The sequence below is a fragment of the Odoribacter sp. N15.MGS-14 genome (assembly GCF_000980245.1).
GTDB lineage: Bacteria > Bacteroidota > Bacteroidia > Bacteroidales > Marinifilaceae > Odoribacter > Odoribacter splanchnicus.
In genome coordinates, this window is sequence record NZ_LARE01000007.1 from 1 (window position 1) to 21,904 (window position 21,904).

At 41.5% G+C, this 21,904-nt stretch carries 17 protein-coding genes; 3 read left to right on the forward strand and 14 right to left on the reverse strand.

Features of this window, described 5'->3' with window-relative positions:
- Positions 1 to 187: 187 nt before the first annotated feature.
- The 6 genes from WS34_RS02460 to mfd form a co-directional block, all read right to left on the reverse strand.
- Positions 188 to 1,135, reverse strand: a complete 948-nt coding sequence (locus WS34_RS02460) for a PorP/SprF family type IX secretion system membrane protein (protein ID WP_046402965.1) — start codon at positions 1,133 to 1,135, stop codon at positions 188 to 190.
- Positions 1,136 to 1,227: 92 nt separating this feature from the next.
- Positions 1,228 to 2,481, reverse strand: coding sequence for a hemolysin family protein (locus WS34_RS02465; protein ID WP_022160631.1), 1,254 nt, complete (start codon positions 2,479 to 2,481; stop codon positions 1,228 to 1,230).
- On the reverse strand, positions 2,478 to 3,029 hold the full coding sequence (gene lptC, locus WS34_RS02470) for an LPS export ABC transporter periplasmic protein LptC (protein ID WP_228026209.1): 552 nt from the start codon (positions 3,027 to 3,029) through the stop codon (positions 2,478 to 2,480). Before lptC ends, WS34_RS02465 begins: the two co-directional genes overlap by 4 nt.
- A 41-nt stretch (positions 3,030 to 3,070) precedes the next feature.
- Positions 3,071 to 4,396 carry a tetratricopeptide repeat protein gene (locus WS34_RS02475; protein WP_013613488.1) on the reverse strand — a complete coding sequence of 442 codons (1,326 nt, stop codon included), beginning with the start codon at positions 4,394 to 4,396 and terminating at the stop codon, positions 3,071 to 3,073.
- A 114-nt stretch (positions 4,397 to 4,510) separates the two neighbouring features.
- Positions 4,511 to 5,245, reverse strand: coding sequence for a type III pantothenate kinase (locus WS34_RS02480; protein ID WP_013613487.1), 735 nt, complete (start codon positions 5,243 to 5,245; stop codon positions 4,511 to 4,513).
- A gap of 26 nt (positions 5,246 to 5,271) precedes the next feature.
- Entirely contained in the window at positions 5,272 to 8,586 is a 3,315-nt protein-coding gene (mfd, locus tag WS34_RS02485) for a transcription-repair coupling factor (protein ID WP_013613486.1), read from the reverse strand.
- A 408-nt stretch (positions 8,587 to 8,994) separates the two neighbouring features.
- On the opposite strand from mfd, the gene WS34_RS15360 reads away from it, so the two are divergent.
- The 3 genes from WS34_RS15360 to WS34_RS02495 all read left to right on the forward strand — a co-directional run bounded on the left by WS34_RS15360 (position 8,995) and on the right by WS34_RS02495 (position 10,917).
- A complete protein-coding gene (locus tag WS34_RS15360) occupies positions 8,995 to 9,237 on the forward strand; it encodes a hypothetical protein (protein WP_286693605.1) in 243 nt (80 codons plus the stop codon).
- A gap of 5 nt (positions 9,238 to 9,242) precedes the next feature.
- Positions 9,243 to 10,454: a DUF4934 domain-containing protein gene (locus tag WS34_RS15365; RefSeq protein ID WP_286693606.1), complete on the forward strand. Its 1,212-nt coding sequence runs from the start codon at positions 9,243 to 9,245 to the stop codon at positions 10,452 to 10,454.
- A gap of 169 nt (positions 10,455 to 10,623) precedes the next feature.
- Positions 10,624 to 10,917 (forward strand): hypothetical protein, encoded by a 294-nt coding sequence (locus tag WS34_RS02495; protein WP_046402968.1) that lies wholly within the window; start codon positions 10,624 to 10,626, stop codon positions 10,915 to 10,917.
- A gap of 224 nt (positions 10,918 to 11,141) precedes the next feature.
- Here WS34_RS02495 and WS34_RS02500 read toward each other — a convergent pair whose 3' ends face one another.
- The 8 genes from WS34_RS02500 to glpC form a co-directional block, all read right to left on the reverse strand.
- On the reverse strand, positions 11,142 to 12,500 hold the full coding sequence (locus WS34_RS02500) for a porin (protein ID WP_046403010.1): 1,359 nt from the start codon (positions 12,498 to 12,500) through the stop codon (positions 11,142 to 11,144).
- 37 nt (positions 12,501 to 12,537) lie between these two features.
- Positions 12,538 to 13,992: a glycerophosphodiester phosphodiesterase family protein gene (locus tag WS34_RS02505; protein ID WP_013613482.1), complete on the reverse strand. Its 1,455-nt coding sequence runs from the start codon at positions 13,990 to 13,992 to the stop codon at positions 12,538 to 12,540.
- Between the two features lie 24 nt (positions 13,993 to 14,016).
- Complete coding sequence (gene glpT, locus WS34_RS02510) at positions 14,017 to 15,360, reverse strand: glycerol-3-phosphate transporter (protein ID WP_022160626.1); 1,344 nt, start codon at positions 15,358 to 15,360, stop codon at positions 14,017 to 14,019.
- 457 nt (positions 15,361 to 15,817) lie between these two features.
- Positions 15,818 to 16,786, reverse strand: coding sequence for a YncE family protein (locus tag WS34_RS02515; RefSeq protein WP_013613480.1), 969 nt, complete (start codon positions 16,784 to 16,786; stop codon positions 15,818 to 15,820).
- A 40-nt stretch (positions 16,787 to 16,826) separates the two neighbouring features.
- Complete coding sequence (locus tag WS34_RS02520; protein ID WP_046402970.1) at positions 16,827 to 17,978, reverse strand: porin; 1,152 nt, start codon at positions 17,976 to 17,978, stop codon at positions 16,827 to 16,829.
- 53 nt (positions 17,979 to 18,031) lie between these two features.
- The gene (locus tag WS34_RS02525) at positions 18,032 to 18,973 is read right to left on the reverse strand and encodes an HAD family hydrolase (RefSeq protein ID WP_022160624.1); all 942 of its coding nucleotides are present in this window, start codon (positions 18,971 to 18,973) and stop codon (positions 18,032 to 18,034) included.
- 8 nt (positions 18,974 to 18,981) lie between these two features.
- A complete protein-coding gene (glpT, locus tag WS34_RS02530) occupies positions 18,982 to 20,322 on the reverse strand; it encodes a glycerol-3-phosphate transporter (RefSeq protein WP_022160623.1) in 1,341 nt (446 codons plus the stop codon).
- Positions 20,323 to 20,676: 354 nt separating this feature from the next.
- Entirely contained in the window at positions 20,677 to 21,897 is a 1,221-nt protein-coding gene (gene glpC, locus WS34_RS02535; RefSeq protein WP_013613475.1) for an anaerobic glycerol-3-phosphate dehydrogenase subunit GlpC, read from the reverse strand.
- Positions 21,898 to 21,904 lie beyond the last annotated feature (7 nt).

The following is a 21,904-nucleotide window of genomic DNA, read 5'->3' on the forward strand; positions in this document are numbered from 1 at the left end:
CATCGTTATTTCCGATATTCAGGCTACCGGTAGGAATCAGCACCATCCCATAAGGTTGAGGTTCAAACCATTTTTTTGTTTTACGTGTTCCTGTCAGCTCTCCCCCTCCGTTATACGGTGAACAAGCATATAATAATGAAACAATAAAGACAACTGCAAACCATCTGATGTACATAGTATATCTATTTTACAAAAATCTTACACTCTTATATATTTTCTGTCGTTTTCCCCATTGAAGACCGAAATGATAAGCCACCGTCACTTCATGTGAACCGCCTGTGTATTTACCGACATCCGACACATTCCAGTCGTAACTGTATCCAACCATAATTCCATTTTTCAACTCCATACCTCCCATAAAAATCAGGGCTTCCTGATACCGGTAAGATACTCCCCCCCAATACATTTTATGATAAACTACATTCACATTTACACTATACTGTAAACTTCTGAAATCAGTCTTCATAAATACCGAAGGCTGCAAATCCCACCGTAATCCGATCGGGACCGTATACCCTCCGGTACAATACAAGTGAGGTGTAAAAAAGAATCTTCCAGTCAACCCGACAGTCATTTCAGGCTTTGTCAAATGCGCGACAGCGACTCCGGCATAACCTTGCTTTCCTGTAAAAAAAATTCCTCCTCCCAGGTCGAACATCATCTTCGAAACGTTTACATCGGTTCCGTTCAAAGCCTCGTCATCCCCGGACGGCGTATGGTCTTCATCATCGGGGATATAATATTTTCCCTCGATCTTCGCATTGATTAAACCAAATTTTAAACCTACACTCAATACTCCCGGACGTAAAGCCCACTTATATGAATAATTCAGCATCAGATGCAAATTCGTCTGCATACCGAGCTTGTCACTCATCATGTTCAATCCGATCCCTCCATCGCTTCTTTTTATTCTGAAGGGACCGTCAACATTCAAAGCATATGTCTCCGGAGCACCATCCATAGCCAGCCATTGATTCCGGTAAATCCCGGAGATCACCCATCTGTTCTGTAATCCCGCAAAAGCCGGATTAATCGTCATATGGTTGAACATATTCTGACTAAACTGAGGATCCTGCTGCGCATTGACAATCAAACCAATCATCAAGAAAGCAACACATAACACACATACTCTCATCACACACTCGAGCCTATGCTTAGAATTTTGTGGTAAAAATAACCATTTTTTGCAAAAGGTTACCAAAATTTAAAACAAAAAAAGATAAAAAATCACATACACACTTTGATTTCCTCTATTCTTGCATTTTTAACACTCAATATTTTAAATGTTAAATCATTTACAACAATAGTTTCCCCTTCCTGAGGAATACTTTGATTGAAATACAACACCAAACCGGCAAGCGTCTCATACTCTTCACGCTCTTCCAGATCCAGGTGATATTTTTCATTCAAGTAATCCACCTCCAAACGTCCTGAAAAAATATATTCTTGTTCGGAAATCATCACTTCTTTCAGATTGAGGTGGTCATGTTCATCTTCAATCTCTCCGAAAATTTCCTCCATAATATCTTCGATAGTAACGATCCCGGCTGTAATACCGAATTCATCGACGACAACGGCAACACTTTTCTGGTCCCGGATAAACAAATTCAACAGCCGTTGTGCAGACATCGTCTCAGGTACGATCAATACCCGGCTCAACGCTTTGGCAATCGTCGGAGGATCTTTGAAAAGAGTCGATATATGAACATAACCGATAATATCGTCGATACTTTCTTTATAAATCAAAATCCGGGACAATCCGGTATCGATAAAGAGTTGGGTCAACTCTTCGATCGAACTGTCGATAGACAAGGCTACGACATCAGGGCGGGGAACGATACACTCCCTCAGCTTCACTTCGGAAAAATCGAGTGCATTCCGAAAAAGTTTGATCTCGTGCATTTCCTCCTCCTGCCGAGCATTGACTTCTCCTTCCTCGATCAGGTTGTTCAAATCTACTTTTCCAAAAGCCCGGTTGGGTTCTTTATGCCCTAATTTCCGTCCGGTAAAAATCCGCAGCAACCATCCTCCTAACCACACCGAAAAATAAGACAACGGAAAAAACAACAGATAAAACAAAAAAACAGGAACAGAAAATAACTTCAAAAACAGATTAGACCGTAAGCGGAATACGGTCTTCGGCAAAAATTCAGCAAAAACCAAAATGATCAGAGTCGAAACGAGGGTCTCGACAAACAGTTCGACCCCGATCGATAAATGTAAAAATTCGAACTGTTTGACCAGCAGATCGGACATAAAAATACCGTAGATCACCATGACGACATTATTACCTACCAATAAAGTCGTAATATACATCCCGGAATGCGAAATGAACAGATCGATGAGAGCCTGAGTGACTCCTTTTTTAGACTTATCGATCTCGATCCGTAATTTATTAGAAGTCAGGAAAGCGATCTCCATTCCCGAAAAGAATGCAGATAACAGAAGACAAATCAATATCACCGAAAGGGTTGCTGTCATTGCTTACGTTGTTGCTTTTCAACTTCGATACTACCTGAAATATTCTCAAACACCGGATGATTCAGATTCTGATCGGAATGGAAGCCGTTATTACCTTCGATAATTTGTCCGTCGGCACTCAACTTGACATAACGGTCGGAATAGATCAATTCTTTTTTCATATCCCAATAGAGTAATTCGGTTTCGAGCTTTTTCCCCTCTGCATTGATTATCACCACTTCATTACGCGCCTCCCAAAGCATTTCATCTTCCAGCTTTTTGGCATATTTCGCTTTAATCGAACCGATCATCTTTCCTGCAGGATCATAAGAAAGTACATGGATCCCTTTCGGAAACTCTTCATATTTTTCTTTTTCCCTATTTACTTTTATGTATTCCGGGGCCAATACCCTGTATTTGATCCGGGCAGAATCGGAATAGACCAATTCCAGGTTTTCACCGGTCATATCGGGACGTTTCTCCCGCTCAGCCAATGCATTGACTTCTTTGATATCATTTTTACATGCTAAAAGCATTATTGCTCCCAGAAGAACAATAATGCTTTTCATATAAAGTATACGTGAAGAAACACTCATTAATATACGACTTACTATTTTCTGAAACGTGCTTTGGTCGATTCGTTGATCCAACTACCGATTTTAACAGTTGCTCCATCGGTAACACTACGGAAGAAAGCCTCGTCTTTACTCGGGAAATGTTGGGAATAAATTCCGATCAATTTATCCGCTTCTTCTGTCATAGCAGGATCCACTTGTTTTGCTTTTTGGAATTTATCGACAGCAGCCCAGAATACGGATGCGTGGTCAAAATCGTCTTCTCCGTAATTGGAGGCCGAATTGGCATAGGCTTTTCCGATCAGCATCAATGCGGTTCCGTTGTTCGGATTAAGTTTCAGCACTTCCAGCGCATTAGTCTTAGTCGCCTGATATTGCTTTTTAGCCAATTGCAACTGAGCCATTTTCAGGTAATATTCAGCTTTAGCCTCGTTATCTTCGGATTTCGCGATCGCTTCTTTCAGATAACCTTCGGTTTTATCGAATTCCTGACGTTTCAGGAACATGATAGCCAAGCTATAAGCCGCATCAGCAGTCGGATCCAATTGGTACAATTGCTCAGCTACAGTTGCATATAAAGGCAAATCGACACATTCGCTCCGCCGTAACAGAGAAGCCACCTCTTTCAAGTTAGCGACATCTTCCTTATTGGCTTCGTATTTTGCAGAAAGCAAGTTATTCAAGGTTTCACAATCTGCTACACCGGCATTGAAAAACATAGCATCCACATTCCCCTTCATCGTTTTGAACGCTTCAACCGTTTTGGGTTGTTTGGCATTTTTGATTCCATCATCGATAAAACCGGAAACTTTCATATAAAGAGCGATGTATTCATCTTTCGACAGTTCTCCTTTTTTCAGCAGATCCCCGGCTCCGAAAAACATGGTTTGCACCGTGATCGGGTGAGTTTTATTACCTTCGAGCTCGAATGATTTAGCCAAATAAGAAAAAGCTGTTTTTTTAGTATCATCCCCTCCGAAACGATATAAAGTAGCCCCTTTCTTTCCCAAAATATAACCTTCTCCATACCTTTGATGATCCCCAAAATATTTCGCCCATTGATCATACAACATCATCAAGGTATCCACATAAGTCTTATCTTTTGTCTGCTGATAGATATTGATCAACAGATCTTCCCCTTTGGTATAAGTAAGCATCTGAAACTTGGGAGCGTTATTAAAAACATACCGCCAGGCAGGCAAAGCTTCCTTATAATTTTTTTGTTTAAGAAATTCTGAATAAATAGAAGCATTCTCCAACGTTTTCACACTATCCAGTCCATATTTGGAGTCGAGTGTCTGCGCACTGACTGCCCCTCCCATAAGACAAATACCGAATGCTAAAGCCACAATCTTTTTCATGATCTTATCTTTTTTAACCGATGTATTTAATGTTTTGTTAGTTACTTATCTAAGCTTACTCTGCAAAAATATCACTATTTTTCTTTTAATATACAGGGAACACCTGTATTTTAGCTAATAGTTCGACTTTTTAACATATTTCAAGATCTCATTCAATCCTACAAAACTAAGATATTTACAAAATAAAATATCCGGAGTCAGATGTCTTTCCAAAAAATGTGCATTTCCCCCCGTAATCAACACATGTCCTTCCGGGTATTGTCCGAGAAAGCATTCTATATACTGTTGTACCTCAAAAAGCATACCAGACATCACGCCATTCCGGATAGCTTCTTCTGTCGACTGTCCTATTCCTCCATAGGTTTCTGTCGGTGTCACCAAAGGCAGGCGGGCTGTAAACCGGTGCAGTCCGTTGAAACGCATTTCCAATCCGGGAGAAATATTTCCTCCCAGAAACACGCCCTCGGCCGAGACATAATTATAAGTGATACAGGTACCCGAATCGATCACCAAGAGGGAAGCCCCCGGGTAATAACTCTTTGCTCCGACACAAATAGCGATCCGGTCGAATCCCAAGGTCTCGGGAGTAGCATATCCGATTTTCAACGGCACCTCCAAAGCAGGCGAAGCTTCCAGCCAGTAATCGGCTTGCTCTTTTATAGCCAGCTGCATTTCGGAATCGATATGACCACTTCCGGTAAGAAATATCCAAACCTTTTCCCCTTTTTCTTTCCATACCCGAATGTCTTCAAGAATCGAATCCAACCGATAGTTTACCCCGATCAGCCGGTCTTCCTGAAAAAAAGCATATTTACTACGGGTATTCCCGATATCAATTACCAAATTCATTGCCTAAAATTCAAATCTCTGATCTATCATCTGTTACCTGCCTCTGTTTTCTCCCACATCTCCCGCACATAACGCGACATTTTCATAATATTCGTAATTTCTGTAAACACGAGCGATAATTTATTATTTTTTTCACTGAACCGGCAAGGCAAAATTTGCAGCTGCACAAACCTCAGTATAGCGGCAAACAAGGCCGACTGATAAAAAGGAGAAGTCTGTTCGCCGACAAAATACATGATCATTTTCCCATTCTTCACCAATAATCTCTCGATCCCTAAATCCATACACCGGCGTCTCATCCTCACAATTTCCATCAATCCGGTCACCTGTGCCGGAATTTCGCCAAAACGGTCTTTCAGCTCTTGCCCGAATTTCTCCAGGCCAGCCTCATCCGGAATATTGTCCAACTCCCGATACAGCCGAATTCTCTCGCTGATATTCTCCACATAGGTATCCGGAATCAATACTTCGAAATCGGATTCGATCACACAATCGGCAACGTAAGCCTGCTTTTGTTCGGTCGGAGGCGTTTCCATTCCAGGGAACTCTTCTTCGCGTAATTCCAGCAGAGCTTCATTCAATATACGCTGATAGGTTTCGTAACCGATTTCAGCAATAAATCCCGACTGTTCCGCTCCCAGGATATTCCCGGCCCCGCGGATATCGAGGTCCTGCATCGCTATATTAAAACCACTTCCTAAACCGCTGAAATCTTCGATCGCTTTCAGCCGGCGCCTGGCATCCGAATTAACCGTATCCAAAGGAGGGGTCAATAAATAACAAAAAGCCTTTTTATTCGAACGTCCCACCCGGCCTCTCAGCTGGTGCAGATCACTAAGCCCATAATTCTGGGCCTGGTTGATGATCATCGTATTGGCATTCGGAATATCCAGCCCCGACTCGATAATAGTCGTAGCGATCAAAACATCGTAATCGCCCCGGACAAAATCATGCATCACTTTTTCAAGTTCTTCGCCTTCCATTTGTCCATGTGCAACACAGGTTTTCACCTGCGGGACAATCCGTTGCAGCATGCCCTGAATATCCCGGATGGTTTCGACCCGGTTGTGGATAAAAAACACCTGACCGTTACGGGCCATTTCATAAAGAATCACCTCTTTGATCAGCTGCTCATCGAAACGGTGCAATTCCGTTACAATGGGATAACGGTTGGGCGGCGGAGTACGGATAATCGACATATCGCGGGCTCCCATCAATGAAAATTGTAAAGTACGCGGGATCGGAGTCGCCGTCATAGTCAGGGTATCTACATTCAATTTCAGGGTCTTCAGTTTTTCCTTTACCCCGACTCCGAATTTTTGTTCCTCATCGACGATCAACAATCCCAGATCTTTAAATACGACATCTTTGCTGGTCAGCCGATGGGTACCGATTATGATATCTACTTTGCCTTCCTTCAGATCGTTCAGGATTTTCTTAATTTCTCCGGGTTTCTTCATCCGGCTGATATATTCCACCCGACAGGGCATGCCTTCCAGCCGCCTGGAAAAAGTATGGTAATGCTGATAAGCCAAAACAGTCGTCGGCACCAGGACAGCCACCTGTTTGCTATCGGCTACCGCCTTAAAAGCGGCCCGGATTGCAACTTCAGTCTTCCCAAATCCCACATCTCCACAGATCAGGCGGTCCATTACCTGAGGTTTTTCCATATCGGCTTTTACCGCTTCGATCGCTTTTATCTGATCGGGAGTCTCGTCATACATAAACGACACTTCCATTTCTTCCTGCAAATAACTATCTTTAGAAAAAGCAAAAGCAGCTTCTTTCTTGCGGCGGGCATAGAGGGCGATCAACTCCCTTGCAATATCTTTTACCCGGGACTTAGTCTTCTGTTTAAGTTTATTCCAGGCATCTCCTCCTAATTTGTTCACGACAGGAGGAACACCGTCTTTCCCCTTATATTTGGATATTTTATGCAGGGAATGCAATCCGACATACAATTCCGAATTATTCTTATATACCAGCCGGATCGCTTCCTGTTCGTTGCCATCGTTGTTGATTTTGACCAGTCCGCCGAATCGTCCGATCCCATGGTCGATATGCACGACATAATCCCCCGGATGCAAATTTTGCAATTCTCCCAGGGTGATCGATTCCCTCCCCTGCCGGATGCGGGTAGTCTGCAGGCGGTATTTATGATAACGATCGAAAATCTGATGTTCCGTATAAACACAAATCTTTTCATTCGAATCCGAAAATCCTTCATGTATTACGCCTTCCAGCCAGGTAAAACCGATTTCGTATCCTTTATCTTTAAAAATATCCCGGATACGCTGGATTTGCATTTCATTGTTCGAACAGATATACAACCGGTAATCGTTGGCTTGGCGGGATTGCAAAGTCTCTGCCAGCAAATCGAAATGCTTGTTGGTCGGAGGCTGAGGTTCACAGGCTACGTCTATCGTTTCTCCCCGGAAATACATATCCGGTCCCCATTCCACCACATGGCAATCTTCGAGATAATTCATCAGTCCTTCGGCAGAAGTGACGAGCTCTTCCCCGGCTTCGGCATATAAAGCTTTCACTTTATCGTGAAGGAACATCCCATTTTTGATCCACCAGACCGGTTTAACAGAGAAATAGGAACTCAAGTCCGTATGTTTAAATCCTCCGGCCTCTGTTTTGCCACTGAGATCAGGAACGATCGATACTTTCCCGGTCTTTTTATCGGACAACTGGGTCTCGATATCAAAGAAACGAATCGATTCGACCTCATCTCCGAAAAAATCTATCCGGACCGGCTGTTCTTCTGCAAAAGAATACACATCCACAATACTCCCCCGGATCGAAAACTGTCCCGGTTCATAGACAAAATCATTCCGTTCGAACCCGTATTCTACCAAAAGATTTTCGACGAAAGAAATCGATAAGGCATCTCCCTGATTCACCACCATCGACATGCGGGAAAGCACTTCCCGGTCGACGACCTTTTCAGCCAATGCTTCCGGATAAGTAATCAAAGTATCGACTTCGCCATTCCGGATATTATTCAGCACTTCGGTACGCACCAGGACCGAATCGTTATCTTTCTCTTCCTCTTTAATCATCCTGCGATAAGAAGAAGGCAAAAAGGCGATTTGTTTTTCATCGGCCAAAGCCAATATATCATTATAAAAATAGGCAGCTTCTTCCCGGTCGTTCAGCACAACGACCCGCAACCCCGGCCGGGTGATACGCATGGCTCCGACAATCAGGGAAGTCACCGAACCGGCATTGTTGACAAGTCTGTATTTCCGGTCACTACGGGTAGTTAACAGCTCCGTTAACTTTTTCACCGCCCGGGCAGAGAGATATTTTTGCAGTAAATCCTTTGTATTCAATTTTCTTCTAAATTGATTTCGACAAAGGTAAAAATAATGTGGCAAAACTTACACAGCAAAAAAATAAAAAGTCAGATTCCCTTAGAAAACAGGATACATCCATACTGTATACAACAAACCTATTGCGGAACAGAATGCGTGATACAGTTACTTCCCATATTACAAATAGGGACAAAAAATACTTGATTTCAATATTTGAAATAATTGAGAATATTTTTTGTTTTTCTTAAAATCAATATATTTTTGTTATGACAAACAATGTTAAACCCAAAAGAAAAAAAAATAGCTGGTTGAAAGACTTTACCCAACGATTCGTCTTGCTACTTTCTAATATTAATAACAGCTACATTATTAAGCCAAATCATAAGTTTTATTAGTTTTGATCGCTCTAATAATTTTTTACAACAAATGCTTGGCTACAATGTAGAAGCACTGGCACAAGATGAAGGATACAACAAAGGAGATAAACTAAAATCAGTAAGCTGTACATGTCCTAATAACAAATCAGGATTTTCCTTGAAATGCCGTGCCGATGGTAATTTAGAGCAATGTACTCCAACACAACAAGGTTCAAATGGTTGTTATAAAGTCAAATTTAGCACCAAGCCATTGGATTTGATTTGTGAAGGATCAGGAATTAAATACGAATAAAACGCATGGATTCTTTTCAAAAGATTCAGGGAAAGACTACCAAATGTGATTTTGGTAGTCTCTTTGTTACAATTTTACAAAAACCTATGAGTTTTTTCCTCATAGTATTTTTCTTCTTTTGCTTTAGTTGCAATAATTATATACCTCCCTCTATTCCTCCGACAATTGTAATAAACAAAGAAGATTGCAAGCAAACCTACAAATTATCGGATATTGTTCAAGAGTATCAATTGATACCTTTAGAGACAAGCGATTCCTGCCTTATTGGGAGTGTTGGAAAAATCATATTCGATACGACATCATTCTATCTAAAAGATGAGACTTCAAAATTAATCTATCATTTTGACATGACAGGCAAATTGCATAACACTATAGGTCGAAGAGGAAGAGGTCCATTTGAATACCTACATCTTGATGATTATTGTATCACTAAAAATAAAAACATTCTTATATTAGATGGAAGTAGTAAAAAAATGATCACTTACACCTCTTGCGGGAGGCCAATTGCTCTGCAAGAATTACCTTTCTTTGCCGACTCTTTTGAAATACTAAACGATTCGATACTTATTTTTAATGGAGCAGCATTTGAAGACCAAATCATACTTTGGGATTATCGCAATAAAAAACGGATTAACTCACACTTAAAATATGACCCTCATTACAACTGCCGGCCTCTAAAACCATTTACCAAATGCAATAATGAAATATTATGGCAGCGAGAATTTGAACAAATGCTATACAGAGTTACAGAGCAAGAATTAATCCCAGCCCGATACATTGATTTTCAAGAGTTCGCGTATAATGGCAAATTAGAAAAAACACCTCAAGGTATATACTTTCTACAACCGGATATAGCACACATGAACCGTTATTACGAAAATGACAAGTATATCCATTTTATTTTTGAATGTGAAGCTTTAGATGATATGCCGTTTTTGGTCTATTATTTTAAAAAGTCAGGGAAAAAAATCATTTTAAACAATAATCATTATAAAGATGACCTAACCTTTTATCACATAACCCCACCGGCCATCAATGCATTTACAACCGCCGGAGATCCTGTTTCTGTTTTATATACATCATTTTGGCTGAAAAATTTAGAAAATACTTCAAGAAAATCTACAATCGAAGCATTTGAAAAATTAAAAGAGAGAACAGCAAATATATCTGAAACAGATAATCCCGTGTTAGTTATCTATAAATTAAAAGATATCTGATTATGAAAAAAGAAATTTATATAATTATCATATTGTAGACAAATAATTGTATAATGATATAATATTAAAAGACAGGAAAAATAATACAACTACATTACAAGATATACTATCTACTCATAAACTTATACTTGTTGTCCCTCTTTTAGTTTGTAATTCATGTTTTGAAGACATGTTAGAACAACTTCCTGAGATTCGTAAAAAATTTCATGATGAAATAATAATACTGTGTTCCAAGGATAATATATTACAAATCAACGCCTATGCGCAGGTAAAAGGGGAGGAAAATAATATAGTCTATTTTGCAAGCACCTCTCACTTATTTCCAGCAATAGAAATATTACCTGATAACATTCCTTTTTTCATAAAAACCACAAATAATGAAATCAGATCACTATTCATTATCCCTAAAAATGATATTGGTTATTTGAATGATTATCTGAAAATAGAAAGTGAAAACTATTAAAGTATCAGAAAGTAGTAATAAAAAAATACCACAACAGAGTCCATAATGGTCGTCAATGCATTTACAGTCACCGGAGATCCTGTTTCTGTTTTATATACATCATTTTAATATAAGGAGGCTAATAAGGCAAAAATCCAGACAGGCATTCCTTAAAAAGTATATTTTGGCGAGATACTGTTTCCTGACAGTATCTCGCTGATTTTTATCATTGCTGTCCGGTAAAACTAAAACGAAACCATCAACCGCATCTGTAATTCATGGAAATTCTTATCCATCGGATAATACACATTACTCAAACGGCTGTATTTGTATTCCCCCATCACCTTGATATACTGATTCAGTGTATAGTTCAAACCGACGGTAGCCGCCTGCATTTTACCCCCTCCGATACTCGTCGAGACAGGAGGATAATCCGAAACGACTCCGCCCGGGTAGAAAACATGCTTTCCGATCAGGAAAAAATCTCCTTTATTGATATCGTTGAGATTGACAATGCTATAACGGGCGACGATTTCCAGCGAATTCTTTTCATTCATACCGTCCAGTAAACCGTATTCGTCGTTGTAGGTATAACGGTTGCCCATGATCAGATAGCCGGCTTCTACATAACCACCGTCGAATTTGGTACTGCGGATCGGGTTACCGGCTTTCCAGGCATCCAGCGTCGTCCAACTCCATACTCCTCCCAGTTGATTGGTGAATAATTCAAAATCGGGCCGGTCTTTGTACAAACGTTTATACAGATATTCCCCGCGGACGAACAAACGGTCGGTCTTAAACAAGAGTTCCGGATTCAGATCGAGAATATTCTTAGCCCAGGCGACATCGGCATTCAGAAATTTTGTAGTCGCATCCACATAAGTTTCCATGGCCGACTCTATAGTTACTTCAGTTTTAAAAGCATCGTCATCGACTACCCGTCCGGTATTTATCCGGGAGTAACGCAATCCCAATCCGACATGCAGCGTCATATAATCGTCGTTGATCACCTTATACAACCAACGACCGCTCAGACTAAACCCCTGAAATCCGCTGATCTGATCATTGTATTTATTTTCGGCAAAAATACCCTGATCGGCCAACACCTTCTGATTGAAAAACTTATAAGTAATCCCCAGACTTCGGCCAGGCGCCAAAGCATTGACGACTGCCGGACGGGAAATAAAATGATAGTTATAAAGACTCGTATTGTAAGCCATCGTAGAAGGCTCGCAAAAATAACCGGCTTTCACACTCTGTACCCCCCGGTAATTCTCTTTAAAGTTGTATTGTCCGAAAATATTCTTCTGTTTGAAAGAACCTTTAGAAAAATCGAAATCGGCATAAAAATAGAATTGTTTGTATTTCAATGAAGTACGGATACGTGCATCGGTAATAGCAGCCCCCGATTTCATCGGCGTATATTCGGAATGATAATAAGCTACATCGGTAAACAAACGGCCTCCGGCAGTAAATCTGAGTCCATTGTTCCGATTGACATATTTCAACAGCGGATTGGCCACATCTTCAACCTGAGCCTGAATATTCCCGGACCATAAAAAGATCGCAACCAAAAAGGCGGGGAAAAATATTTGTTTTTTCATCTGATTCATTTTTACAAAGTTTTGAAATTCACCCTAATTAATTATTATCTAAGTATCCCAATTTTCTCAATACTTCCCTTGCATCGACCAGGGTCTGGGAAGCAGGACTCTTCCGCCATCCGTGCGTAATCATATAGTTGATACTCATATCGGAATGGTTTGTAAATAAAGCATCCAGATAAGGAGGATTGAACATTCCGTCGGCTACGCCGAAATTATATTGTCCGAAATACTTCGCCATCTGATCATAGGTATCGAAAGTATAAGGATGGTTTTTCATCTTCGCCCGATGGATCAGGTAATCCTGCCAGGGTTGATCCAATTCAGGATAATCATTAGGGGCCCCCGCGATACACGGTCCGATAAAATGTGCTTTATATTTTACGCCCAGGTTGATAAAAGAAGCATATCCCAGCGGATCGTCATAAGTGAGATCGGTAGCACCGGTCCCTTTCCACAACAGGAAACACATGGGAACTTTGCCCTGGAATACCTCGGCCACCCGGACTAAACTTTCCAAAGAGAAGGTTTGCAGGATCACTTTACCGTTGGTATTTCCTACATTAATCGTCCCGTTGTTGATATAAAAAGGCGTGTCCTCGGGTTCCGGTTTTTCGATAATATTCATATCCTGCGTATTGGCCAGTACATCATACACGATCTGTTCGAATCCTTTGGGATTCAGCCAGGGTTCTTTAAATTCGATATAGATTCCCGGGATATTCTTATTTCCGGCTTCCCATACCGGATCGATTTCATACCCGAAATCATATTTCACAATATCGGCAGTACCGCTCAGACTGGTAATCGTTTCCCCTGTTTTCCCGACAATGGAATATTGCCGGGGCATTCCCGGTTGATTGCGGTCCCGGATCAACCGATACCCTTTCGAATACATAATCAGGTCTTCCAGTGTGGAAATATATTGCTTTTCTTTAGCCAATCCGGGCAGGGCTTCTTCGAGATTCTCGTTATTGAACCAACTACCGGCATCGAGCATCAGCAGTTCTTCGTAAGTATAATAAGCCGGTAAGTTAGGAACAAAATTCGCTTCATCCGCTTTTACCTTTTCTTCGGCTTCTGTCTCCGAGTATCCGATTTTCATATAATAATTCTTCCGGATTTCCCGGGGTAGTGTTTCTCCGAAAACCGTTTCGATGTTAGTGGTCCGTTTCAGGTTATCGTCATGTAGTGCCAGTACCACTCCGTCTTTCGATACCTGCATATCGCATTCCAGGTAATCCGCACCGATTTCTCTCGCCCACCGATAGGCGGATTCCGTTTCTTCGGGTGTCCAGAAAGTAGAGCCCCGATGTGCAATAACCGCATATTCGGGAACATAGTCGCGCACTTTGATCATTTCAGGTGAAAGCTCATCGACATGTACCCGGTCGACATCCACCTTCACATCATTAAATTTCTGATTTTCACATGACATCGCAGACATACCTAATCCGAATGCCAATGCTACATAAACCCATCTTTTAATCATAGTTGTGATTTTTAAATAAAGTGATTATTGTTTTGCTTGTTTCACTAGATATTGTTCTTCCTTTGCCGTGAATCCAATAAAGATGAACGCCAGGGCACAGGCCACCAATAACACGATAAAATTCCAGTTCCAGCCCAAATTCTGAACAACATATCCCAAACCGATATTAGCAAAGAGGGCGGTCCCGAAGAAATAACCGAAAAATCCGGTAAATCCGGCAGCCGTACCGGCCGCTTTTTTAGGGGCTAAATCCAAAGCATGAACCCCGATCAGCATTACCGGGCCGTAGATCAGAAAACCGATGGCGATCAGACAGATACTGTCCATCAGCGGAGTTTTACTAAATTCCCAATAGACAAAAACAAAAATGGCGACGGCGACCATATAAATCATGGTCGTAATAGCACGTCTCCCCTTGAAGACTTTATCACTCAACCAACCACAGAAAATCGTCCCGGGGATAGCGGCAAATTCATAAGAAAAGTAAGCCCAACCGATCTCTTTGATATCGTAGCCTTTCACCTCTTTCAGATAAGTAGGTGCCCAATCGAGCACTCCATAGCGGACGAGATAGATAAAAGCGTTAGCGATAGCGATATACCACAATATTTTATTACTCAATACATATTTAAAGAAAATTTCTTTGGCCGTCAGTTCCACTTCCGACTGGGCACTATAGTTGGGTGGATAGTCGTTTCGGTATTGTTCGATAGGTGGCAGACCACAAGACTGAGGGGTATCGCGGATCAGCAGATAAGCGATCACCACAATAACCAAAGCGACAATAGCAGGAAACCAGAAGGTACCGGCCTGCCAGGAGCCGAACCAGGCCATCCCCACGGCAGCCATCGGTCCGATCAAAGCCCCACCGACATTATGGGCCACATTCCAGATCGACATTTTCGTCCCCCGTTCATGCTGCGAAAACCAGTGTGTCATCACCCGTCCGCTAGGAGGCCAACCCATACCCTGAAACCAACCGATTAAAAACTGCAGGATAAACATCGACACGACAGACGACAATCCGGCCCGGGTACCCAGAATTAAAGTCGTCAAAGCAGACAAAGTCAATCCCAAGGGTAAAAACTTACGGGCACTACTACGGTCAGAGACTCCACCCATTAAAAATTTAGAAAGTCCGTAAGCAATGGCATTCGCTGATATAGCAACTCCTAAAAGTCCCTTATCGAACCCCATTTCCACCAAGTAAGGCATCGCCAGCGCAAAGTTCTTACGAACTAAATAATAACCAGCGTATCCGATAAAAATACCGATAAAAACCTGTACCCGTAAACGTTTGTATGTCGGGTCGATCTGTTCTTTCGGCAATAAGGGCCTATGAGGCTCCGGTCTTAAAAAACTCCACATATTTGTTTATTTTAATATAAAAAATTACCCATCTCCGTCTTTATGGATAAATTTTACGTTATTTAAACTTTTAATGTTTCGTTTTTTACGTAATAAAGAGAAGGAGGTTAAAGCGAAGAAGATTCAGATCGGTCACTGTTTCAATGACAAATGAACGAATGTTTCTGTCATACACCACCGGTCGGGTATTCGGAGAGCCTATGCAGCCCCTCGTTCCTGTTCCAAGGATCTTCCGGTACAAAACCCGATATCCACTGTTTGCACTACTTGGCAAAAAAAGAATCAATTACAGCACATCTTTGTTATTTTAGATGCCAATATGTCAATTATGAATTTTTTAGGAGACTCAGATTAAAACAGCTGCTCCTGCATAAATTAAAGAACGAGGTCTCTACAGACCTCGTTCATCTCATTTGAAAGTAATTGTTTTCAGATCATTCAGGATCTATCCCTACAATTATTTAATTTTCTCGTAGATATAAAGTTCATGAATTTCACCGGTATACCCTTCTTCAGCGAACGGACCCTGTGACATACCGAGAACGATCAGTGTACCACGGTTGTTCAATACAACGAGGTCGTCGTTTACCGGGTCAATAGAGAGTCCTTCGATTTCACCTGCACGGCGGAAATCACTCATTTCGCGGAATAATTCAACTCTTCCGGCTTTTGCACCACCTGCAATTTTACCTTTACGCATAACAGGTTTTCCCTTTTTATCGAGTTTTACGCTGAACGGAGTTTCTTTCACCACTTCAGTTCCGTCTTGTAAACCGGTAAAGTGTACTTCAGAGATGTCAGCCACATAGATATTATCAGGAATATTGTACAAAGATTCGCCATCATCAGAGGTGAACAGCATTTTTCCATCAGCGATGAAAATACCTTGACACCAGTACGGAGTAGGACGGCATTGCATTTTGGTATAGTACTGTCCGGTTTCCAGGCTATAGCAATATACGTAACGGCTATCTACCCAGTCAGACATCCAAACCATATTTTTCTCCCGATCAACAGCAAGACCTGAAACCTCTACTTGTCCTGATTCAGGAGACCAAGGCAGATCGCGTTTCCATTTCAAAGTCTCTGCATCGTAAATCGATACGGCGATATTATAACCACGTCCGTATTCGAATTTTTCAATACCGCAGTAAATTTCTCCATTGTAGATATCGATATCACCGAAGTGGTTGGCAATTTCGGGATTTTGGAACGGCTGATCGTTCTTCATCACCAGATTTCCCTGTTTGTCGTATTTGTACAGTACTTTGGTGTCGGAAACATAGTAGTAATTGCTATCGATAGCAATTCCCTGACGTCCGGCAACCGGAATCACTTTTTTCAACCGGTATTCTGAACCGAGATGTTGTGCATTTACTGACATGCCTACAAAAAGCAGTGCCATTGCAAAAAATAACTTATTCATAATAAAGGAATTTAGGATATTAATAAAGGTAAATCAAATCTTAGAATTTAGCCAAAAGCATGATTTGCAAACTATTTCCGTTTCCTGTCCGCGTACCTGCATCTTTCACTTTATCGGTATAGATAGAGTGGATATAGTTAACCTGGAATTTCAGGTTCTTGATCAATTCGTAAGTACAACCCACCAGGTAAGCATCTCTGTTGTTGGCAGAGGTCTTGTTGGTTTTATCGCGGTACATATCGTAACGTACTACCGGCAGGAATTTTCCGAAGCGATAAGCGGCCAAAGCATAAAAACCGTCTTCTTCTACATTAGCTTCGCTACTTTTGATATGGCCGTATTCAGCACGCAGATCGAGACCGTTCGGGTCGAAATACCAGGCACCGGCAATCACCCGATTCATCGGAAGATATTTTTTAACATCGTCTCCGACTTTACCCTGGTATTCACCGTAGTTGTACGATCCCATAATACTCAACTGTTTTACAGGACGGAAAGTCAGACGACCGACGAAATCTTTACATCTGTTGTCATCGTTCAAAGTAGGCAAATAACCGTTGGTCAAAGATAAATTATAGCTCAAATAGCTGAATCCTTTTTCCTGATTCTGCAACAGATCACCGTAAGCCATCACACCGAGATCACGTCCATAGTCGATCAGATCGGCAGAAGAAATCGCATTCCGGCATACCATACGATAACAGATATTAGAGAAATCTACAGTCTCCAAAGTAGCCGGAGAAATATCGTAATTCTCGAAACCCAGCGGCAGATAATATTGTCCTGCCCGGAAGTTGATAGCTTGGTTAATGTGAGCACTGACAAAAGCGTCCATCACAGTAATGACTTTCTTTTTGTAAGCCCCGCCATCGGTAGAACCGGAAAAACATTCGAACTGAGCCCGGAAGTCAAACGTATTGGAGATCTTTTTGTCAAGAAGTACCCGCATACGCTTCAATTGGAAAGAAGATCTGTTATCCCCGTTCTTATCTCCATAATTATAACCGGTCTGAATATAACCGGATACTTTCGGTAACTTAGAAAGAATTTTGTTCAATAATTCTTCTTCATTGGCTGACACCGGTTCGCTTTTAGCAGCAGCTTCCCCGTCTTCAGTTTTTGCCCATGCTGATGTACCTACAAATAAAGCACAGCACAACATTACCACGTTTAATAGAAAATTTTTTTTCATAGTAACATCAAATAAATTATACGTAAAATCAATTATATAATTCTATTCCTGAATTATTCTTTCGGATTAGATACATTTTCGCGGATTCCCCATTCTTCTGTATGGAAACGCAGACCGGGTTCCCTGACATCATGACATTTCACGATCAAAGCCCCTTCTTTTTCCCAATAGCCTTTTACCGTATAACCGTTCATCGGCCCGTCTTCTTTCCCACGCACTGTTTTATCGTCCGGATTCACCACAATCTTCAATCCACAAGACTGATTGAGCATATCCATATCTCCCCGGCTATTCCCTCCGACAACCAAAGGACGGGTTTTAATAAAGGTCGGGATCACATTTGCTTTACCGTCATCCTGCGGAATCGGTAAGATGATATCATCTGTCAATTTACCGTCGACAACCACCGATTTTACCCCCAGGATATTTACCTCCGGGATACCGAGTTCTTCGGCCAGAAATTTCTGATATAAAAATTCCGGAGAAGCGGTCAAAATCCAAACCTCGAATCCATATTCCTTGAGATTGGCAATCAGTTGTTTCATTTCCGGATAGAACTTGTTCCGGTAAGAAGTCTGGTAACATGCATATCCCATTTCGAGAATTTCTTCGGGCGTCAGTCCTGCCAAAAAATGCACCCGATCCTCGACATAAGGTTTCCCCACATTATTTCCATCTTTTACCATCCGGTTCAGGATCGCCATTTTCTCTTTCGAAAACTTATCCGTTTTTCCTTTAAAATGTTCGTCGGCATATTGATATAAAGCTTCATCCGCCAAATAATGAGGTACCTGTCCCATAACCGTACCGTCACCATCGAAAACCGCCACTTTCCGAATCTTCATCGTAATGGTCGAATTCAGGAAATCTTCCAGCCGATCATTGACTTCTTTTGACCATCCTTTGATCTGCCGATAGGTTTGTGCAGAGACACAGGGGGTGATCAGTAGCATCATCACCAGGATGATACTACTCGTTAAATTCTTCTTAATCATGGATTTAATTAGTTTTTGTTTTTAACCAGATATTGTTCTTCTTTATAAGTAAATGCAATAAACAGGAAGGCTAAAGCACAAGCACCCAACAAAACGATAAAGTTCCAATTCCATCCCAAATGCTGCACGATATAACCTAAACCGATATTAGCGAACAGGGCCGTTCCAAAGAAATAGCCGAAGAACCCGGTAAATCCGGCAGCCGTACCGGCAGCCTTTTTAGGAGCCAGATCCAAAGCGTGTACCCCGATCAACATCACCGGTCCGTAAATCAAGAAACCGATAGCAATCAGACAAATACTATCCATCAGCGGAGTAGCACTGAACTGCCAGTAAACAAAGATCGAAACAGCGATCAAAACCATATAGATCATGGTCGTTAAAGCACGGCGTCCCTTGAACAATTTGTCACTCAACCATCCACATACGATCGTACCGGGAATAGCAGCAAATTCATAAGCAAAATAAGCCCAACCGATTTCTGTAATATCATATCCCTTCACCTCTTTCAGATAGGTGGGGGCCCAATCCAATACACCGTAACGGATCAGATAAATAAAAGCATTGGCCAGCGCGATAAACCACAAAGTCTTATTATTCAAAACATATTTGAAAAAGATCTCTTTAGCCGTCAGTTCAACCTCCGATTTAGCACTGTAATTTTTAGGGTAATCATTCCGATACTCTTCGATAGGAGGTAAACCACAAGATTGCGGAGTATCCCGGATCAACGAATAAGCGATAACCACAATAATCAAAGCCACCACCGCCGGGAACCAGAATGTACCGGCTTGCCAGGAACCGAACCATACCAAACCACCGGCAGCCATCGGACCGATCAAAGCACCACCTACATTGTGAGCACAATTCCAGATAGACATTTTCGTTCCTCTTTCGTTTTGTGAAAACCAATGCGTCATAACACGGCCACACGGAGGCCATCCCATCCCCTGAAACCAACCGATCAGAAATTGCAAAATAAACATAGAGACGATGGAAGAAACTCCCACTTTCGTACCTAATAAAAGAGTAGCTAAAGCCGACAATGTCAACCCCAAGGGCAAGAATTTACGGGCACTACTACGGTCTGAAACCCCACCCATAATAAACTTAGACAATCCATAGGCAATAGCATTAGCTGAAATAGCAACCCCGAGAAGCCCTTTATCGAATCCCATATCCACCAGATAAGGCATAGCAAGAGAAAAATTCTTCCGAACTAAATAGTAGCCTGCATATCCAATAAAGATACCGATGAATACTTGCCAACGCAGACGCTTATACGTCGGATCAATCTTTTCTTTTGACAACAAGGGCCGATGAGGCTCTGGTTTTAAAAAACTCCACATAGCTATTAGTTTAAGATTCAAATTGTTTCTAAGAAAAACCTATCACTTTCGTTATTACAACGTTTTCGGCGCACATTATTTTGAAATGAAATAAAACATCTTCATTTCGAAACAAAAGTAGATAAAAACTCCATATATCCAAAAAAAATTATGAAAATTTTTGGTGAATTTATTTAAAAATATCCGGTGCGAATATTTCGCTTCGAAAAACACCCTTTCGAACTCAAAGTTCATCACGCACAAGATGTTTTATAACAAACAAATCCCCGATTTTTGAACACACTCCATGGTTTTCAAACCTAACCGACCGGGAAACAAGCCTCCGGCCGGTCAACTCCCAGAAAACTATTTCTTTCAATCCTGTAACATTTCCGCCAAGACCGAGATTGGATGTTTACAACATTTAGAAGTAGACATTTCGATCTGCCATTTACAAGTTTCACAATCAGTTACGACATAATCCACACCGGATTCCTCGATCTGTTTAAACAAGGAATTACCGATATCCTGCGAAGTCTTGTAATTTTCCTTTTTGAAACCGTAAGTCCCGGCAATTCCGCAACATTGCGAATCGAGCAATACCAGTTCCACATTCGGAATCGACTTCAATAATTCGATCGAATAATAAGCCCACCCCAGCTTTTCCATATGACAAGGAGTATGATAAGCCACCCGTAGTTTCTTATCTTTTCTGAACTCCAATTGTCCGGTTTCCTGACTCAGCAAGCGGTAAATATAGCGGGTAGCCAGCTCTACCTGCTCTCTCACATCTTCATTCTTCACGCCCAACAAATGCGGATATTCATCCCGAATCGTAAAAGTACAGGTAGAAGAGGTGGCAATAACAGGAATATTTTTATCCACGACCGATTTCCGAATCGAACCGATATTGATATCAGCCTGTTTCCGAGCTTGTTTGATAAAACCATTCGAAATCAGCGCCACCCCGCAACATTTTTCTTTTTCCAACAACCTCACCCCGATCCCGAGGGCATTCATAACCTTAACGAGATCTTTCCCCAACTGCGGGTAATTGTAATTCACATAACATCCATGGAAATAACTCACCTGTTTCGGAAAAGCAAGTTGTTCTTTCACTTGTTTCTTATACCAGCTTTCGAAAGTTCCGAAAGCATATTTCGGGAAAGTACGGCGATGATCGATTTTCAACACTCCATCCAAAATCGCCTTTACCGGTTTCAATCCCAGCGTTGCATTCACAACCGGCGCCACAGGAGTGGAGAGAGTCCCGACCAAATCGGTATTCGCCAGAATAAAATCCCGTACTCCCGGTTTCTTTTTACTGAATTTAATCCTTGCCGCCTGGATGATATCTCCGATCTTCACATTAGAAGGACAGGCCACTTCACACCGCTTGCAATTGATACAATATTTCAAGGTCTCGTCATAAAAACCGAACTTCTTCAGACGCAGGCGTTCTCCGTCAGGACCTGCCTGTTTAGGACCGGGATAATCCGGATTGACAGCCGCTACCGGACAATAAACCGTACAAACCGTACATTTGATGCACTGTTCGAAATTATTGTCACTAATATTATGTTGTTGAAGATTCATAACCTCT

Coding starts and splice junctions, on each gene's coding strand:
- WS34_RS02500 (WP_046403010.1), bottom strand. CDS start 12,500: ATGAAAAAACAAATATTTTTCCCCGCCTTTTTGGTTGCGATCTTTTTA.
- WS34_RS02505 (WP_013613482.1), bottom strand. CDS start 13,992: ATGATTAAAAGATGGGTTTATGTAGCATTGGCATTCGGATTAGGTATG.
- lptC (WP_228026209.1), bottom strand. CDS start 3,029: ATGAAAAGCATTATTGTTCTTCTGGGAGCAATAATGCTTTTAGCATGT.
- WS34_RS02520 (WP_046402970.1), bottom strand. CDS start 17,978: ATGAAAAAAAATTTTCTATTAAACGTGGTAATGTTGTGCTGTGCTTTA.
- glpT (WP_022160623.1), bottom strand. CDS start 20,322: ATGTGGAGTTTTTTAAAACCAGAGCCTCATCGGCCCTTGTTGTCAAAA.
- WS34_RS02475 (WP_013613488.1), bottom strand. CDS start 4,396: ATGAAAAAGATTGTGGCTTTAGCATTCGGTATTTGTCTTATGGGAGGG.
- WS34_RS02460 (WP_046402965.1), bottom strand. CDS start 1,135: ATGAGAGTATGTGTGTTATGTGTTGCTTTCTTGATGATTGGTTTGATT.
- WS34_RS02495 (WP_046402968.1), top strand. CDS start 10,624: ATGTTAGAACAACTTCCTGAGATTCGTAAAAAATTTCATGATGAAATA.
- glpT (WP_022160626.1), bottom strand. CDS start 15,360: ATGTGGAGTTTTTTAAGACCGGAGCCTCATAGGCCCTTATTGCCGAAA.
- WS34_RS15365 (WP_286693606.1), top strand. CDS start 9,243: ATGGATTCTTTTCAAAAGATTCAGGGAAAGACTACCAAATGTGATTTT.
- WS34_RS15360 (WP_286693605.1), top strand. CDS start 8,995: ATGCTTGGCTACAATGTAGAAGCACTGGCACAAGATGAAGGATACAAC.
- WS34_RS02465 (WP_022160631.1), bottom strand. CDS start 2,481: ATGACAGCAACCCTTTCGGTGATATTGATTTGTCTTCTGTTATCTGCA.
- WS34_RS02480 (WP_013613487.1), bottom strand. CDS start 5,245: ATGAATTTGGTAATTGATATCGGGAATACCCGTAGTAAATATGCTTTT.
- WS34_RS02525 (WP_022160624.1), bottom strand. CDS start 18,973: ATGATTAAGAAGAATTTAACGAGTAGTATCATCCTGGTGATGATGCTA.
- WS34_RS02515 (WP_013613480.1), bottom strand. CDS start 16,786: ATGAATAAGTTATTTTTTGCAATGGCACTGCTTTTTGTAGGCATGTCA.
- glpC (WP_013613475.1), bottom strand. CDS start 21,897: ATGAATCTTCAACAACATAATATTAGTGACAATAATTTCGAACAGTGC.